The organism is Agrobacterium sp. O3.4, from assembly GCF_041414895.1.
Taxonomy (GTDB): Bacteria; Pseudomonadota; Alphaproteobacteria; order Rhizobiales; family Rhizobiaceae; genus Agrobacterium; species Agrobacterium cucumeris.
Genome location: NZ_JALPZP010000002.1, coordinates 784,360 through 801,960, shown reverse-complemented (window position 1 = coordinate 801,960; position 17,601 = coordinate 784,360). Strand labels below are relative to the sequence as shown.

Below are 17,601 nucleotides of genomic sequence, written 5' to 3'. Positions count from 1 at the left end.
GGAGGGACCTTCAATGCATATCGACAAGATTTCCGACATGATCGCGCATTTCATCGGCATGTTCGACACGGTGGTCGAGGAAGCGCGTCTGAGAAGCAACTATAGCGAAGGCCCGGCGCATTCCGATCCGGACCGACTGCCGGACGATGAGGTAGCAAGGCTGCTCGACAAGAACTATGACGTCCCGCTCGAGGATTACGATCCCGGCGTCAAATATCGCTCCGGCTATTACGATTTCGATTACATGCGACCGCATTTCGCCCGCGCTGTCGAATACGACATGCAGCAGCTTGCAAATGCCATCCCGGTCGATATTTCCGGCGCGCATTTCCGTTTTCCCGGCCGCCTTTCCTTTGATGAGCGCGAACTGGTGGTTCATACCGGTCCAGGCTCGGTAGCCGGCCATCTTACTCAGGTCAATATTCTCCAGGACGATGACTATCTGAACATGACGGACGGCCCGAATGTGGCGCGCGACACGACCTTCGTGACCGAGCGCACTGTCGAGTTCTACAACGAAGCCGCCGTCTTCACGCCCTTTTCCACCTTCCAGCGCACCGATAATTACGACGCGCTACAGGCGCTTGCCAAATCCGCGCACGACTATATCGAACACGCCCGCGACAATGACGTGACCTCGCTTGGCACCGGCGCGGACCAGGATTTCGTTCTGGCCGGCAACGATATCAACGGTCTTTATATCAATGGCGCCGTGGCCTACGACAAGCCGACGCTCGACGACTTCATGCCGGACCGCGGCATTGCCAAACCCGCCGAGGCACCGGAAAAAAGCGACGTCTCCCTGCATGAAGACAGCCCGGCCGGCAACAGCCTCGATATCGCCGCTGGCGCCAATGTCGTCGCCAACATCGCCACGCTGGTCAATACCGGCGTCATGACCTCGGTCACCGCCGTCATGGGCGATTATCACCAGATCGACGCCATCACCCAAGCCTATATCTACAGTGACCGGGACGAGATTTCTTCCGTCTTCACGCACTCGGAGGATCAGGCGGCAACGGCTGCCTACAACATCGCCAGCTTTCAGCGCAGTGTCTATCCGGGCGCGGAAAATGCCGCGGCGGACAGCCATGAGAGCGGCGAGCCGCCGATATTCCCCACCGCCTGGCGCGTCAGCGTGCTGGAAGGGGATGTGTCCTTCGTTCACTGGATCGAACAATACCAGTTCATCAGCGACAATGACACGATGACCATCACCACATCGGGTGCAAGTGTCAGCCTTTTGACCGGCGGTAACGCCGCGCTCAACATCGCCAATTTTCTCGGCATCGGCATGCAGTACGATCTGATCATCGTCGGCGGCAATGTGCTGGACATGAACCTCATCAGCCAGATTGCCGTGCTTTACGACAATGACTGGGCCCGCGCCAATCCCGATGCACCTGGTGGCGCCACCATCCAGTCCGGCAATAACCTGCTGTGGAACGATGCCAGCATTCATAATGTCGGCAGCAACGACCGCTTCGAGACCATGCCGGACTATATGCACCAGACGGTAAACGCGATCAACGAACGCGATCCCAACATGCCGGATGCGCTTGCCCACGACGCCAACTTCGCCGGCTATCAGGGGCTGAACGTCCTTTACATCACCGGCAACCTTTATGATGTCAGCATCATCAAGCAGGTGAGCGTGCTCGGCGATTCCGACGACGTGACCCAGGCCGCCGCCAAGGTCCTCGAAAACAACGACAATGCCACGGTCCATATCGATACCGGCAGCAACGCCGTCGTCAATATCGCACAGATCATCGATTACGACAGCTTCGGCTCCACCACCTATGTCGCTGGCGGCGTTTATTCCGATGCCATTCTGATCCAGGGCGGCATCATCGAAAACGACACGTCGCAGCCGACACAGCACGGCCAGCTGGCAAACGAGGTCATCGCCTTTCTTCACGACGATCCCGCCACCATCCAGAACGAATCCGACGGCGTCATCAATGGCGGCCACGACCTCTCATGGTCCAACGCCCACCCATCCGACGTCATGCAGACGGTCGTTGCGTAACGTCCGGCGGACGCGGCGGCAAACACGCCCCGCAATAGCCGAACCCGCAAACGCCGCAAGATCACCGGGGACCGATATAAAATGGATCATATCTCAAGGAAAACGATTGCCGACGGACGCTCGCTGGATTTGCCGCTGGATCAGGAAGCGGAAGACAGCAAACTGACGGACGCCTGTATTTCAGCCATCAACGAAGCCGTCGAAAATCTGCGCCAGTTATCCGGCGCGGAACAGGCGGCAAAAACCACCATATCCCCCACCCAGCCAACACCCCCGCAAACTCCTTCCGAACCGCTTGCAAAGACGGCACATCCCGAACAATTGCGGGACGTTCCACCGGTAAGGCCAGCGCCACAGCCAGAGCGGCAACCCGCCTCCCCGGCGCAACCGCAAGCCAAGATCGACAATACAGAGCTGCCTTTCGTCAAAACCATCGACAATAATGACGGGCCGATCCGCGAAAACGAACGCCGGCCAGTGACGGGTGGTGGCGGCAAGGAGCCGACGGACAATGGCGGCGGCGGTGGCGGAGGTGGTGGTGGCGGAAGCCAGAGCGGCTTCCACAAGCGCAGCGAGCCGATCAATTTCGCCGCAAGTCTTGCAAAGGGCATCGCCGCCGTTCGCCGTAACATGGTGGTGGTGATGCTGTTCACCATCGCCATCAACATCCTGCTGCTCGCCATCCCGCTTTATCTGTTCCAGATATCAGACCGGGTGCTGACCAGCCGCTCGATGGATACGCTTGTCATGCTGACGGTGGCCGTGCTCGGCGCGGTTCTGCTGCAGGCCTTCATGGATGCCATCCGCCGCTTCATCCTGATGCGCACCGCCGTTGAGCTTGAAGTGCAGCTTGGCGCGCCGATCCTGTCCGCTGCCGCCCGCGCCTCCCTGCACGGCAACGGCAAGGACTACCAGATCCTGCAGGATCTGCAGCAGCTGCGCTCCTTCCTGACGTCAGGAACGCTCATTGCATTTCTCGATGCGCCGCTGATGCCGCTCTTCATCGTGGTGGTCTATCTCGTCCATCCGCATCTCGGCATCATCATCATGGTTTGCTGCGCCGTGCTGTTCATCATCGCCTGGTTGAACCAGCGTTTCACCGCAAGGCAGTTTTCCGAAGCCTCGGGTTATCTCAGCCGCGCCAATTTCCACCTCGATTCCATGTCGCGCAATTCGCAGATCATCAATGCACTCGCCATGATACCCGAGGCGGTGAAGATGTGGGGCCGTGAAACGGCCGGATCGCTGAAGTCGCATGTGGCGGCACAGGATCGCAACATCATGTTCTCCGGCGTCTCCAAGGCGGCCCGCATGATCACCCAGGTGGCGCTTCTAGGCTGGGGTGCGCATCTGTCACTTTCCGGCGAACTGACCGGCGGCATGGTCATCGCGGCCTCCATCATTTCCGGCCGTGCGCTGGCGCCCATCGAAGGCGCGATCGAAGGCTGGCACCAATTCAACAAATCCGCCGCCTCCTATGGCCGTATCAAGCAGCTTCTCATCAGCTCGCCGCTGAATTTCCCGCGCCTGCGCCTGCCCAATCCGGAAGGGCGTCTCGATGTGGAGCGCATTCTCTTCGTACCGCCGCCGCAGAAGAAGGTGATTTTGAACGGCATTTCCTTTTCGCTGAAAAAGGGGGAATCGCTTGCCATCATCGGCAATTCCGGTTCCGGCAAAACGACGCTCGGCAAGATGCTGGTCGGCTCCATCCTGCCCACCTCAGGCAATGTGCGCCTCGATCTCATGGACCTGCGCAACTGGGACCAGCGGCAATTCGGTGAAAGCATCGGTTATCTGCCGCAGGACGTGCAGCTTTTCCCCGGCACCATCAAGGCCAATATCTGCCGCATGCGCGACGATATCGACGATCGGCAGATTTACGAAGCGGCAGTGCTGGCCGATGTGCATGAGCTGATCGCCGGTTTTCCGCAGGGTTATGAAACCGTAGTTGCCGCCGATGGCGCACCGCTGTCCGGCGGCCAGAAACAGCGCATCGCACTTGCCCGCGCCTTCTTTGGCGATCCCAAATTCGTGGTGCTGGATGAGCCCAACTCCAACCTTGATACGCAGGGCGAACAGGCGCTGGCCAAGGCGCTGCTGCACGCCAAGAAACAGGGCATCACCACCGTCACCATCACCCAGCGCCCGGCACTATTGCAATGTGTCGACAAGATCATGGTGCTGAAAGACGGATCGCTCGCCATGTTCGGTGAAAGGATCGAGGTGCTGAAAGCACTTTCCGGCAATGGCCGTCCGGCCAACCAGTCCCCGCAGATCGAGGGTTGAGGTTCGTCATGTTCAAGAAGAAAAACGCCATTGCCGAAATCAAACCGCAGGGCCAGCTAGAATGGTATAGCGAAGTGCCGCGCTCCATCCGCCTGCACAGTTCCATCGGACTTGCCGTGCTGCTCGCCTCATTCGGCGGCTTCGGATATTGGGCCGGTACCGCACCGCTCTCTTCCGCCATCATTGCCCAGGGCAGCTTTGTCGCCACCGGCAACAACAAGATCGTCCAGCATCTGGAAGGCGGCATCATCAAGGAAATGATGGTCAGTGAAGGCGACACGGTCAAGGAAGGCGACGTGCTGCTGACGCTCGACAAGACGACGGCGCTTGCCAATGAACGCATGTTGCAGCTGCGGCGTCTTCGCCTTGAAACCATCGTGACGCGCCTTCGCGCCGAAGCGCAGGGCGAAAAGACTTTCAAGGTGCCCGAAATCGTCATGAAAGAGGCCGGCGATCCTGACATCAACTCCATCATCCAGAGCCAGAACATCGTGTTCCACAGCAAGATCGTCAAGCTCGACGAGCAGCTGAACCTGATCGAAAAGAATATCCGTTCGCTGGAGTTCCGCTATGCGGGTTATGACGGGCAGAAACAGTCCTTCGACCGGCAACTCGCCCTTCTGACGCAGGAGCGCGATTCCAAGGAAAGGCTCGCCAAGGACGGCGTCATCCGCAAGACCGATATGCTGGCACTGGAACGCGCCATTGCCGACGCCATGGGCGATATCGCCCGTCTGACCGGCGAGATGAACCAGAGCGAGGCGGAAATCGCCAAGTTCAAGCAGGAAGCGATCATTGCCGTCAACGCCAACAAACAGGCGGCGCTCGATGCGCTGGAAACGGCTGAATCCGATCTCGACAGTGTCCGGGAACAGGTGCGTGGCGCTGCCGAAGTGCTGGAACGCACCGTCATCCGCTCCCCCGTCAACGGCACGGTGGTGCGGGCCTATTATCATACCCCCGGGGGCGTCATCACCACAGGCAAGCCGATCATGGAAATCCTGCCCGCCCATGTTCCCCTGATCCTTGAGGCGCAGGTGCTCAGAACCTCCATCGATCAGCTACATGAAGGCCAGACCGCCGCGATCCGTCTGTCAGCGCTCAACCGCCGCACCACACCGGTTCTGAACGGCAAGGTGTTTTACGTTTCCGCCGACAGCATCGAGGAAAATGCCGGCCTGCAGGTCAAGGACGTCTATATCGTGCGCGTGCAGGTTTCCGACGACGAGATCGCCAAGGTCCATAATTTCCATCCCGTGCCCGGCATGCCGGCCGATGTTCTGATCCAGACCTCGGAGCGCACCTTCTTTGAATATCTGACCAAGCCGATCTCCGACAGCATGTCCCGCGCCTTCAAGGAAAGATGAAGAAATATCAGTAACCTATACTGTCTTTTCCGCAGCGCTCAGCATATGATATCCGAATATATTTCGCCGGGGCGGGAGAAGCAGCATGGCGGTGATGTCGGATGTGTTGCTACTGGTCGGCAGGCTGAATTATGTGTGGACGAACACTGAAAGCCTGATGATCTATCTGATCGTCCATCTCCTGAAAGTGGAGAAGGAAGCGGCCATCGTCGTGTTTCTGACGCTCAATACCACACGGGCGCGCATGGACCTCATCGAGCGTCTGGCGAAACTCCCCTCAACGCCGACGCCGGACCGCAAGACCATTCTCTCCATCATGGCGCGGCTGAAGAAAGAAGCGCGGACGCGCAACAAATACAATCATTGCATCTATTCCTTCGACGAAAAGGGCGAAATCGCCAGCACCCAGCTGATGCGGCTGGTGGAGGACGACAGCAAGGTTCGTTACGGCAAGGTCGAACGCATGGACGAGAAGGAAATCGAGCACCTGGAAAAGTCGATTGCCGATATCGTCGATGTCAGCAAGGATATGTGGAAATTCATCCACGCCAGCCCGCATGTCTCGGCGGATTATCTCTAGGCTCTTGTCTGCAACCGCATACCGATCGCCGGGTGAGTTTCACCATTCTGCGCTGCCTTCACTGGCAGGCACAGTTTGCCGGCAGCGAAATAAAGCAGGAACGAGCCGATCTGGTACGGGAAGATGATATCGATCTCCACGAAGGAGCGCACCACGAACAGCGCACAGATCGCAAAGAGAATAACGCCCTGCGGATCGCTCCTGCGCATCAGCACCGAGCGCAGATGCCCGAGCAGCGTTCCGTAAAGCACCATGCCAAGCAGCACCATGCCGACGATGCCGTTTTCCACCACCGTCTCGATATAGGTATTATGGAAATGGAAGCCGGTGCGGCCGGTAATGAAGAAGTCGTTCCACAGGCGTTCGGCATCGGCAAAACCCGCCACCCAGAAACCCTGATAACCGACACCGAGGATTGGCGTCTGTTTTGCCGCCTCTATGCCCTGCTGCCAGAGATAGGTGCGGCCGGTAAGCGTCGAATCCTTGCCGAAGACACCAAGAATGGCATCGAGCAGGCCGAATTGCAGGGAGGCGACCACAAGCAGCCCGCCAAGGCCGCCGAGCACGAAAAACGTCATCTTGCGGTTGGCGGGAGACAGCATGCCGATAGGGATGAAGCCGATTATCAGTGCAACCACCGCCGCGGTGGTGATGGTGGATGTCGCCGATTGCGATGCAAGGAGGCTATAAGCCGATAAAAGCCCGGTAACGCCGGCGATTGGCAGCCAGATGCCTCTCTGTTTGAGAACCAGCACCGAGGCGGCTGCAAAAATGACGCCGAGAGAGGCATAAAAACCGAGCTGGTTCTTCGACGAGAAGGCGCCGACGAAACTATACGTGCCATCCAGCGCATCGAAGAGATAGATGCCGAACAGCAGCGAATACAAAAGAACCACGGCGATGCCGATCAGCGCGCCGCGTGTCAGCGTCCGAATGGATATCACCCGCATGGCGATCAAGGCGCAGACGATATGCGTCATGTACTGGATGGAGGCGCGCATGGTCACCGATGCTGCCTCCGACCAGAAGCTGGACAGCACGGTGAGGATACCGAAGGCGAATATCCACAGATAACGCGGATAATTGCCAAGCACCTGCCGGTAGTTGACCACCACCAGCGGCAGCCACATGCCATAATAGGCCAGAACCGAGATCTGCCCGAAACGCGACGAGTAGGCGAACACGAAGAATGACAGCGCAACAGCCGCCATTCCGAAGATTTCATTGCGTTCGGGATCGATCAGCGCCGATTTGGCAATCCGCATGCGAACCTCACTGCATCAGGATTTCGGACGAAACCTTGATGACGTCGCCGGGCTGAAGCAGGGTGTTTTCATCCACCTTCACTTCCTTCGGCTTGCCGTTTTCCTCACGCACCACAAGATAGGTGATGGTCGCGGATTTACCCGATGGATCGAAACGGATCGCCTCGGCCGATTGCGCCAGCGCCTCTGACATCAATTCGCGGCTGGTGGTCAGCTGCAGATTGAGCTTGTCGAGTTCCGCTTCGGTATCCTGCAGTTCCTTGGAGCGCTGTGCCACCCAGTCGTTGCGCAGGTTGATTTCGTCCTGGGTCGCCTTGTTGATATCCTGCTTGGCGCGCAGCGACTGCGTGTCGATATCAAGCAGGGTGGATTCCACCTCCGCCGCGCGTTCTTCCGCCGAGATGCGCCGCTGTGACAGTGCAAGCCCCTGCTCGTTAAGCCGGTTGACGCGGTCGCGGTCCTCGTTGGCGAGCTGGAGCTGGCGGTTTTGTGTTTCCGATTTTTTATTCAGCGATTCGACTTCACTCTGCAAAAGGGCATGCAGATCCGTCAGCGCCTTCAGCTGAAGCGTATAACGCTCGGTACGGGATTTCATCAGCGCGCTTTCGCTGGCCAGAAGCGTATCGATCTCGCTGATCTTTTCCATTTCTGGCGTCTTGGCGATGGCCTGATCGCCCTTGACCTCGGCAACCAATCGCGCCTGACGGGCGAGCAGCCTTGCCCGCTGGTTGTCGTAGACGGCGGCATCGCCGCGTGCATTGATAAAGTCGCGGGCAAAACGCTGGCCGGCATCGGAGCGACGCAGGCCGCCGGCGAGACTGACGGCCTTCAGCACCGTGAGATTGGCGGCATAGGGATATTCTCCCGGCGTCTGCACGTCGCCGCTCAGAAAGATCGGCCGAAACTGGGCGATTTCGACGGAAGCCGAAGGCAGGTTGCGAAGCGCGAATTTGCTCTGAAGCTGGGCGCCGATCGCCTCACCGACTTCCGAAGGCGTTTTCCCCGAAACCTCCAGCTGGCCGATAAATGGCAAGGACAGCGCGCCGGATGGGCCGACGGAATAATCGCCGTTGATGACGTCCCAGTTGCGGATGCTGCCATCGGCCGGCTGCCATTCGGCAACACGGATGCGCAGCTTGTCGGCGGTGCCAAGCTTATACTGCCCACCCTCTGCCGCCAATGCGCAGAGCGGTGCGGCCAGGGCGACGGAAGCGGCAAGCACGAGGGCGGCAAGCGGACGGCGGGGGGTGGCAAAAAGGCCGTTCATCGGGAAACTCCCTGTTTGCTGAGCGCCATGCAGGCGATCAGACGATAGGCAACCGGGCAAGGCCGGCTGCGCAGCGCCGCAGAAGCGGCCGCTATTGTTAGCACCAATGACGCACCCGAAGACCGGACTTGGGATCCCGGTCGGGTGCGTGTCGAAACGAAAATCGATAAAGCCGAACTCAATATTGATTTCAGTAGCTGCCGCGCGACAGGCACACGGCGGGAATGGTCTTGACGATGATGAAGACATCCTGCCGCATCGACCAGTTCTGCACATATTGCGTGTCGAAAGCCACGCGGGTCTTGTAGGAGACGTCGTTACGGCCGCTGATCTGCCACAGGCCGGTCAGGCCAGGGCGGGTGCTGAGATAATAAGCGGCAGCGCTTTCATAATAGCTCAGTTCCTCGTCAACGACGGGGCGCGGGCCAACCACGCTCATTTCACCACGGATGATGTTGAGGAGCTGCGGCAGTTCATCAAGGCTAAGCTTGCGCAGCACGGCACCGACGGCGGTGACACGCGGATCGTTCTTGAGCTTGCGGGTCGCGCGCCATTCCTCGGCGGCTTCCGGATTGGCGGCAAGATATTGCCGCAACATCTCGTCACCGTTCATCGCCATCGTCCTGAATTTCAGGCAATGGAAATAGCGGCCATTATGTCCCACACGCCGGTGACCATAAAAGATCGGGCCGGGATCGGAAAATTTCACCAGAGCGGCGATCAACAGGAAAATCGGGCTGAAGATGAGCAGCGCAAGTGCAGCCGATGCCATATCGAAGCTGCGTTTTGCGATGCCCCCGATAGGGAAACTGACATCGAAATCTTCGGAACTGCTGAGTGTCTGTTCAGCCGATTGGGTCGCGGACTTCATAGAGTGAACTCCATTTATGTTTTGCGATTGGTCGGTGCCCGAAGGCGCGTATTTCCGTCTAAAGGAGATAACAAGTCTGTGTTCGGAATTTGATGCTAATGGATTTTTTGTAAGGCACATTGCCCATGACCGTCTATGCGATTTCTTGCGGTGGCGGTCGATCAACCCCAAGGCAATATTAAGGGTTGCATAAAAAAGAAACAAATGTGCCTGCGGCCATGTGCACAGAGCATGGGTGGCCTCCCGGCATGTATTGTATTTTCGACCACCTGCAGTCTTTTCTTATATGTTTCTTATGACTTAATCGGATGAGACAGGAACGCCAAGAACAGCCATGCGTGTAACAGACTATTAAATTTTTTTGCGGCGCAGCAAGATTGCGGCAATGCATATAAAATTTGACATATTAGCCGGGATTTTTTTACCCGACACTCGGGCTTCGCCAAGAAAAAGCGATGGAAAAATTGCAAGAGCGGCGCAAAAGCGGCAAAACAATGGCAAAAATCCGCGCTTGAGCCGCGGAATATCTTGAAAATATTCGAGCCCTAACCCGGATTCGGCCCTGCCTGCGACAGGCAGAGCGCTTTCAGACCCTCACATCAAGCAAAACGCGGTGGAATCAGAAGGTGGGCGGCGTACAGGCGCTGATGACTTCGCACGGGACCGGCCCGATGCAACGGAAGCGGTGCGGCCTGCGGCTCTCGAAATAATAGGCATCGCCCGGCCCCAGCACCCGCCGCTCCTCATCAACCGTCACTTCCAGACGCCCGGAGAGGATGATGCCCCCCTCCTCGCCATCATGCACCAGTGGCACCTTGCCGGTATCGGCGCCCGGCTGGTAACATTCCTTCAGGATTTGCAGGCTGCGACCGAAGACATTGTCGCCCACCTGCCGGAAGGAGATTGGCCCCTTGCCGATCTCGACCAACTCATCCGCCCGATAGAAGGCCTTGCGGTTCGTCTCCGGCTCGAAGGCGAAAAATTCGGCAAGACCAATGGGTATGCCATCGAGAATACGCTTCAGCGCGCCGACGGACGGGTTGGAGGTATTGCTCTCAATCAGCGAAATCGTTGAATTGGTCACGCCGGCGCGCCTTGCCAGTTCACGCTGGGAAATGTTGTGACGCAGCCGCAAATGGCGCAAACGCCCGCCAATATCCACCGACATGCTGCTGCCCCCGTTATCGTTGTTCGAAATATCGAAAATACTGCATTTCGACTACAGCATTTTCAATGACTTGGCCACAGAGAGAAAAGGGCTTGTTCGGTTTGGAAAATAGCTTTCAATCATCGGCAACGAACAGGAGAACCATTATGGACAACCCCAGCCGATCCAATTCCACCTCGCTCGACAGCTACTGGATGCCGTTTACCGCCAACCGGCAGTTCAAGGCCAATCCACGCCTGCTGACGAGCGCCGAGGGCATGTATTACACCAGCAACGACGGCCGTCAGGTTCTCGATGGCACGGCTGGCCTGTGGTGCGTCAATCTCGGTCATGGCCGCCAGCAGATCGCCTCCGCCGTCAAGCACCAGCTTTCGACCATGGATTACGCGCCCTCCTTCCAGATGGGCCACCCCGTCGCCTTCGAATTCGCCGAGCGGCTGGCGGAAGTCGCGCCCGGCCCGGAAGGGGCAAAGCTTGATCGCGTCTTCTACACCGGCTCCGGTTCTGAATCGGTCGATACGGCGCTGAAGATCGCCATCGCCTATCAGCGCGCCATCGGCCAGGGCACCCGCAGCCGCCTGATCGGCCGTGAGCGCGGTTACCACGGCGTCGGTTTCGGCGGCATCTCCGTTGGCGGCCTCGTCAACAATCGCCGGGTTTTCCCGCAGATACCGGCCGACCATCTGCGTCATACCCATGATCCCGCAAAGAACAGCTTCGTGAAGGGTCAGCCCGAGCACGGCGCCGAGCTTGCCGACGATCTGGAACGGCTGGTCGCCCTGCATGGCGCAGAAACCATCGCTGCCTGCATCGTTGAGCCGGTGGCCGGCTCCACCGGCGTGCTGGTGCCGCCGAAGGGTTATCTGGAGCGCCTGCGTGCCATCTGCGACAAGCACGGCATTCTCCTCATTTTCGATGAAGTCATCACCGGTTTCGGCCGCATGGGCTCATCCTTCGCCAGCAACTATTTCGGTGTTACGCCCGACATCGTCACCACCGCCAAGGGGCTGACCAATGGCGCGATCCCCATGGGTGCGGTCTTCACCAGCCGCAAGGTGCATGATGCGCTGATGCATGGCCCGGAAAGCCAGATCGAGCTGTTCCACGGCTACACCTATTCCGGCCATCCCGTTGCCTGCGCCGCCGGTATCGCCGCGCTCGATATCTATCGCGACGAAGGCCTTTTCACCCGCGCATCGCAATTGCAGGATGACTGGCACGATGCCATCCATTCGCTGAAGGGTCTGCCAAACGTTATCGACATACGCACCATCGGCCTCATTGCCGGCATCGAACTGCAATCGCGTGACGGCGCCATCGGCGCGCGCGCCTATGACATCTTTGTCGATTGCTTCGAGCGCGGTCTGCTTGTCCGTGTCACCGGCGATATCATCGCGCTTTCGCCGCCGCTGATCGCCGAAAAATCCCATTTCGATGACATCGTCTCGATTCTCGGTGACGCGTTGAAACGCACAAATTAAAAGTATAAACCTCTAATATAAGAAAGGCTGCAATAGAAATTGCAGCCTTTTCTCATTTTTATCAAAAACATAGCGTACATAGATCATTTATTAAGCATGTTCTATTATTTTCCCGCAGTATAACCAACAGCGCGGGAACGTCCCCATGGCGTCGATTCAGAAAAAGATAATATTGGCAAGCATTGCGATCTTTTCCATCACCGGCGCCGCCACGGGCGTTGGCATGTGGGCAACGGAAACGCTGAACCGCAACAGTGAATATGTTGCACTCTCGGCCGAAGTGCTGCGCAACCACATGCAGGCGGACATGATGCATGATGCATTACGTTCCGACGTACTTGCCGCCATTCTCTCCACCAATGCCAGCATGGGCCTCGACCTCAAGACGGTTGAGGCTGACCTTGGCGAACATGAAGCCAGCTTCCGCGAAATGATCGAGGCCAACAGGTCCCTGTCAGCAGGCACAAACGTCAAGGCCGTGATCGACGGCGTCGAAAAACCGCTGCTTGCTTATATGGAAGCCGCCAATGCGGTTGTCGGCCTTGCGGGCTCCCGCCCGGAAGAGGCGATCAAGCTGATGCCCGAATTCATGCGGCAATTTTCGGCGCTTGAAAAAGCGATGGAAACGGCCGGCGACCAGATCGAGGCCCTGTCCGATGCCGCCTCGGCCGAAAGCGAAAAGACCAAAGCGACCATCAACCTTGCCTTGAAGGGCCTGCTGGTTCTGGCGGCAATTTTCTCCGTCGGGCTTTTCCTTCTCACCCGCAGATCGGTTATCCAACCCATCCTGCAATTGTCAAAGAATATGGAAACATTGGCTGGCGGCGATACGTCTCAGCCACCCTCGGGCATCGATCGCAAGGATGAGATCGGCTCCATGTCCGTTGCCGTTGAAGTCTTCCGACAGGCGGCAATCGCCAACCGGGCGCTTGAAGAACAGGCGGCAGCGGCCCGCCGGCAGGCACAGGCCGATCAGGAGGCAACCCGCCAGCAGGCCGAGGAGGACGCTTCCGAACGGCTGCGCATCGCCACATCCGGCCTCGCAGCCGGTTTGAAGCGGCTGGCTTCGGGTGATCTGGCCTTCCAGCTCGATCAGGCCTTCGCCCCGCAATTTGAAGCCCTGCGGCACGATTTCAACAGTTCTGTCCGGCAGCTGGCCGAAACATTATTTGCGATTTCCGATGGCATCGGCACGATTGACGGCAGCAGCCGTGAGATTGCCGCCGGCGCCGGCGACCTTTCCCGCCGTACGGAAAATCAGGCAGCCTCGCTCGAACAGACCGCCGCAGCGCTCGAGGAAATCACGGCCAATGTTTCAAACGCCAACAAACGCACGTCCGAGGCGCGGCTTGCCGCCACCGACGCCAACCACAGCGCCCTGAAATCGGTTGAGGTGGTCAGCCACGCCGAAGAGGCGATGCGCCGCATCGAGACATCATCGCGGCAGATTACCGGCATCATCGGCGTCATCGACGAAATCGCCTTCCAGACCAATCTTCTGGCGCTGAATGCCGGGGTGGAGGCCGCCCGCGCCGGTGAGGCCGGCAAAGGCTTTGCCGTGGTGGCGCAGGAAGTGCGCGACCTCGCCCAGCGTTCCGCAAAGGCCGCAAGCGAAATCCGCGACCATATCCGCCAATCATCAGCGGAAGTGGAAAGTGGCGTGAAGCTGGTTCTCGATACCGGTACGGCGCTGAAGGATATCGGCGAACGCATCGCCGGCATCGACCAGCACATGACCGCGATTGCGACATCCGCCGCCGAACAATCAACGGGACTTGCCGAAATCAACGCTGCCGTGAACTCCATGGATCACGCCACCCAGCAGAATGCGGCCATGGTGGAACAATCCACCGCCGCTTCGGCAACGCTTGCCGCGGAAACGGCAAAGCTGCGCGCGCTGGTTTCACGTTTCCGTCTGGATATGGAAGATATTGGTGGGCATGACGTTATCCGTCACGTGGCCTGAGACGGGGCGCATTGCGCCGCCATTCGTCCATCGTTTCCAGCCGCTGACCTCAGCGGCTGGAAATTTTTTATTTGTCAGTAGGTCTGAACCGGCTGCGACAGGCCGTCGCCAACCACGCCATTGCCATATTGGGCAACGGGCACGCCTTCCTGGCCGATCGGCACGCCCTGCTGCGCCGGGCCAAGCGCCGTCACCACGATCGGCGTACCGTCCGGCACGCGATTATAGAGATCGACGATGTCCTGGTTGATGAGGCGCACGCAGCCTGATGATACCGACTTGCCGATGGTCCACCATTCCGGCGAACCGTGCAGGCGGTAGATCGTGTCCTTGCCGTCCTTGAAAATATAGAGCGCACGCGCGCCGAGCGGGTTCTTGAGGCCGGGCTCCATGCCGCCATTTCGGCTGCTATAGGGCTCCAGCTCCGGCTGGCGGGCGATCATTTCATCAGGTGGCGTCCAGCGCGGCCACTGGCGCTTGTACTGAATGACGCCGCGGCCGGCCCATTCGAAACCCGCACGCCCGAGACCGACGCCATAACGCATGGCCTGACCGTTCTCATAGGTGAGGTAAAGGAAATGGTTGGCCGTATCGACGACGATGACGCCGGGGCGCTCGCCCGTTGGATTGGCCACCATCTGCCGCAGGAACTGGCGCGGAATCCGCTTATAGGGAATTTCCGGCAGCGGAAACTGCTCGTCCGGCTTGGGACCGTACATCAGCGCATACATCGGATCTTCCGCGGGGGCGGCCGGCCGTGCGGCTTCACGCGCCGTGGTGTTGCAGCCCGCAAGGCCGGCAAGCGCCAATCCACCTGCTCCAAGCAGGAAACCCCGCCGGGTCGTTGTCGTCTCGTTCAATTGAAAAACCTCATTTACGTCATCTCACACTGGCAAAGGGGTCTGCCAGCGCCGCATCGGGGCGGCTGATAGGGTACTTCGTGCCGGAAACCTGCAATGCCATGGACTTGGCGCCGCTGGATTTCAGAATGGCACGGAAGCTCGGATGCATGCCGCCGTCTACATACGCGCTGAGTGGGGCGGAAGTTCCCTCGTTCATCGCGGCGGCAATTTTTTGTTGTTCCTCGGCCAGTTTCGATGCCACCGCCGGGTCCGGCTGATTGATGGCTGGCGGGCAGGCCGCCAGAGGATCGGCAGGCTCACCCTCGGCGAATTCGCTGTTAAAGACATAGCGCCGGCCGCAAACGGAGACCTTCGGCTGGCGGCGCGTCACCTCGAAATAGTCGTAGCCTTCCTTGAGCGTGCGCCAGAAGGGCATGTTGGGATCGTCGCGATGCGCCACCATGTTTCGTGCACTCATGCGGAATGGATAGGCCTGCACCTGGAAACGATCCTGCCCGCCCTGCAGCGCGCGCGCCACGACGGCGTAAATCTCGCCCACCTGTTGGTCGGTCATGGCGTAACAGCCGGACGACGAACAGGCGCCGTGCACCATTAGCGCCTCGCCGGTGTAACCGAGCGCCGATTCCAGCCGGTTGGGATAACCGAGATTGAAGGAGACGTAATATTGCGAATTCGGATTCAGCATGCCGGCCGAGACGTGATAAAAACCTTCCGGCGCCTGCCGGTCACCGGTCTTCATCTTCGGTCCGAGCTTTCCGGACCAGCGGCACATGGGATAGGTCTTCAACAGCGCATAGCTTCCGGTCTTGTCGATCTTCCAGACCTCAAGCTCGCTTTCCTGCTTGAAAATACGAACGAGGACCGGGCTTTCCGGCCGCATGCTCTTGGCGGACATCTGCGCCATCATCTTGGACGACAGCTTCGGCGGATCCTTCTTGACGCTATCGAGACCCATGGAGGTGCACGCAGCAAGACCGCCGCCGATCACGACGACCGCAGCTACTCTTACCCCCGCCATCACCTTCAGCCGTAACCCCGCAACCGCGAAATCCAGCAATGCCTTCATGTCCATGGATCGTTCTGCCCGCCTGATTTGCCCGCCTTTCCGGCAGACGCTTAACTAGCGAAGGTGGCCATAACGCGGCAACCTCGCACATGGACAAAGTCTCGTGAACAGACGTTACCCTTTCGTTAATCATAGGGACACAAGCCCGTGAGGGGTACGTCAGCAGGGCAGACGCCCCCTATCGAAGCAGCCCCTGCCCGCCATCGATCCATACCGGCGTGCCGGTAATGTGGCGCGATGCGTCCGATGCCAGAAAAGCGATCAGCGCGGCGACATCGTCGCTTGACCCCGCCACACCGCCGGTCACAGGAATATCGCCGGTCGGAAACCGAACCGGCACCTCGGTCTTTTCGCGTCCGCGTATATCGGTGTTTTCGTCGATTGCCGTTTCGATCTCGCCCGGACACACGGCATTAACGCGGATGCGGTGACGCCCAAGCTCCAGCGCCAGTTGCTGGGCCATGGCAAGTTGCCCCGCCTTCGTAACGGAATAAGCCGTAGCACCGGGGGAGGTAAAGGTTCGTGTGCCGTTGATCGAGGAGACGATCACGATGGAGCCGCCACCGGCCGCCTTCAGATACGGAACGCTGGCATGCACGGTGAGATAGGTGCCGCGCAGGTTGATGCGGATCGTGTCGTCCCAATCGGAAGGCTTCAACTCATCAATGGGCGCCCAGACACCGTTGACGCCGGCATTGGCCACCACGAGATCAAGGCGACCGAAATCCTCCACGAGCGCTGCGACCGCGTGTCGCATGGCAGCCTCGTCCGAAACATCGGCGAGAAGAACTCTGGAAGAGCCGGATGCGGTCTTTATCTCTTCGGCCACGGCCTGCAATTCGGATTCGGTGCGGCCGAGCAAGCCAACCGAAAAACCTGCGGCAGCCAGATGGAGGGCGGCGGCACGTCCGATGCCGGAACCTGCGCCGGTGATGAGGGCAACTTTGCGATGAGCCAATGTCACACCCCGCCTTTTCTCGAGGCTATCGAGGTGACGGTGGCCGAAACCGGATCGCTGGCTGGAAAGCTGTCTTCCAGTCCCTCGTCCAATTCCTCTTCCAGAGTATCCCGATCCTTCGCGGTGCGGGCGCTGGCCTGACCATGCGGACCATCATCCTGCGCCGTTCCAAGCGCGGAAAACTGCGACGACGCATCAGCGCCGTGGCGGGTGCCGAAAGCCGTCAGCTGAACCATCACTGCGCTGGCACGCTTGATGGCCTCCGCATCATCGATGCCTTCAAGCCCATCGGCGAGACGGACGGAAACCTGGTCGCCGTCGCTGCCGACGAACTCAACGGATATGACACCGTTATTGCGTTTTACATAGGTCGTGGAAAGTTGCATGACATGCCCTCCGATTTGACAAACATCGGCCTATCCATCCGATGC

The 17,601-nt window shown here is 59.0% G+C and carries 14 protein-coding genes; 6 read left to right on the top strand and 8 right to left on the bottom strand.

What is annotated here, in order from left to right:
* Positions 1 to 13 precede the first annotated feature (13 nt).
* The 4 genes from M0412_RS16455 to M0412_RS16440 all read left to right on the top strand — a co-directional run bounded on the left by M0412_RS16455 (position 14) and on the right by M0412_RS16440 (position 6,265).
* Complete coding sequence (locus M0412_RS16455) at positions 14 to 2,032, top strand: hypothetical protein (protein ID WP_269699408.1); 2,019 nt, start codon at positions 14 to 16, stop codon at positions 2,030 to 2,032.
* Positions 2,033 to 2,113: 81 nt separating this feature from the next.
* Positions 2,114 to 4,318 (top strand): type I secretion system permease/ATPase, encoded by a 2,205-nt coding sequence (locus M0412_RS16450; protein WP_269699407.1) that lies wholly within the window; start codon positions 2,114 to 2,116, stop codon positions 4,316 to 4,318.
* A gap of 8 nt (positions 4,319 to 4,326) precedes the next feature.
* Entirely contained in the window at positions 4,327 to 5,685 is a 1,359-nt protein-coding gene (locus tag M0412_RS16445) for an HlyD family type I secretion periplasmic adaptor subunit (RefSeq protein WP_269699406.1), read from the top strand.
* Between the two features lie 85 nt (positions 5,686 to 5,770).
* The gene (locus tag M0412_RS16440; protein WP_142842688.1) at positions 5,771 to 6,265 is read left to right on the top strand and encodes a hypothetical protein; all 495 of its coding nucleotides are present in this window, start codon (positions 5,771 to 5,773) and stop codon (positions 6,263 to 6,265) included.
* On the opposite strand, the gene M0412_RS16435 is transcribed toward M0412_RS16440, so the two are convergent.
* The 4 genes from M0412_RS16435 to M0412_RS16420 all read right to left on the bottom strand — a co-directional run bounded on the left by M0412_RS16435 (position 6,262) and on the right by M0412_RS16420 (position 10,836).
* Positions 6,262 to 7,530 carry an O-antigen ligase gene (locus M0412_RS16435; protein WP_269699405.1) on the bottom strand — a complete coding sequence of 423 codons (1,269 nt, stop codon included), beginning with the start codon at positions 7,528 to 7,530 and terminating at the stop codon, positions 6,262 to 6,264. The two genes, M0412_RS16440 and M0412_RS16435, sit on opposite strands and share 4 nt — an antisense overlap.
* Before the next feature lie 7 nt (positions 7,531 to 7,537).
* Positions 7,538 to 8,797 carry a polysaccharide biosynthesis/export family protein gene (locus M0412_RS16430; protein WP_142842686.1) on the bottom strand — a complete coding sequence of 420 codons (1,260 nt, stop codon included), beginning with the start codon at positions 8,795 to 8,797 and terminating at the stop codon, positions 7,538 to 7,540.
* Positions 8,798 to 8,987: 190 nt separating this feature from the next.
* Positions 8,988 to 9,668 carry a sugar transferase gene (locus tag M0412_RS16425; RefSeq protein WP_142842685.1) on the bottom strand — a complete coding sequence of 227 codons (681 nt, stop codon included), beginning with the start codon at positions 9,666 to 9,668 and terminating at the stop codon, positions 8,988 to 8,990.
* A gap of 619 nt (positions 9,669 to 10,287) precedes the next feature.
* The gene (locus M0412_RS16420) at positions 10,288 to 10,836 is read right to left on the bottom strand and encodes a cupin domain-containing protein (protein ID WP_142842684.1); all 549 of its coding nucleotides are present in this window, start codon (positions 10,834 to 10,836) and stop codon (positions 10,288 to 10,290) included.
* A 146-nt stretch (positions 10,837 to 10,982) separates the two neighbouring features.
* Between M0412_RS16420 and M0412_RS16415 the strand changes: the two genes are divergently transcribed.
* Positions 10,983 to 12,317 (top strand): aspartate aminotransferase family protein, encoded by a 1,335-nt coding sequence (locus M0412_RS16415; protein WP_269699404.1) that lies wholly within the window; start codon positions 10,983 to 10,985, stop codon positions 12,315 to 12,317.
* A 145-nt stretch (positions 12,318 to 12,462) separates the two neighbouring features.
* Positions 12,463 to 14,283, top strand: coding sequence for a methyl-accepting chemotaxis protein (locus tag M0412_RS16410; protein WP_269699403.1), 1,821 nt, complete (start codon positions 12,463 to 12,465; stop codon positions 14,281 to 14,283).
* Between the two features lie 74 nt (positions 14,284 to 14,357).
* Here the strand turns inward: M0412_RS16410 and M0412_RS16405 are convergent, their stop codons facing one another.
* The 4 genes from M0412_RS16405 to M0412_RS16390 all read right to left on the bottom strand — a co-directional run bounded on the left by M0412_RS16405 (position 14,358) and on the right by M0412_RS16390 (position 17,556).
* Positions 14,358 to 15,143, bottom strand: a complete 786-nt coding sequence (locus M0412_RS16405; protein WP_046801347.1) for a L,D-transpeptidase — start codon at positions 15,141 to 15,143, stop codon at positions 14,358 to 14,360.
* A gap of 19 nt (positions 15,144 to 15,162) precedes the next feature.
* On the bottom strand, positions 15,163 to 16,218 hold the full coding sequence (locus M0412_RS16400; protein WP_269699402.1) for a murein L,D-transpeptidase family protein: 1,056 nt from the start codon (positions 16,216 to 16,218) through the stop codon (positions 15,163 to 15,165).
* 172 nt (positions 16,219 to 16,390) lie between these two features.
* Positions 16,391 to 17,176: an SDR family NAD(P)-dependent oxidoreductase gene (locus M0412_RS16395; RefSeq protein ID WP_269699401.1), complete on the bottom strand. Its 786-nt coding sequence runs from the start codon at positions 17,174 to 17,176 to the stop codon at positions 16,391 to 16,393.
* Positions 17,173 to 17,556 (bottom strand): hypothetical protein, encoded by a 384-nt coding sequence (locus M0412_RS16390; RefSeq protein WP_269699400.1) that lies wholly within the window; start codon positions 17,554 to 17,556, stop codon positions 17,173 to 17,175. The genes M0412_RS16395 and M0412_RS16390 overlap by 4 nt, the downstream gene beginning before the upstream one ends.
* Positions 17,557 to 17,601 lie beyond the last annotated feature (45 nt).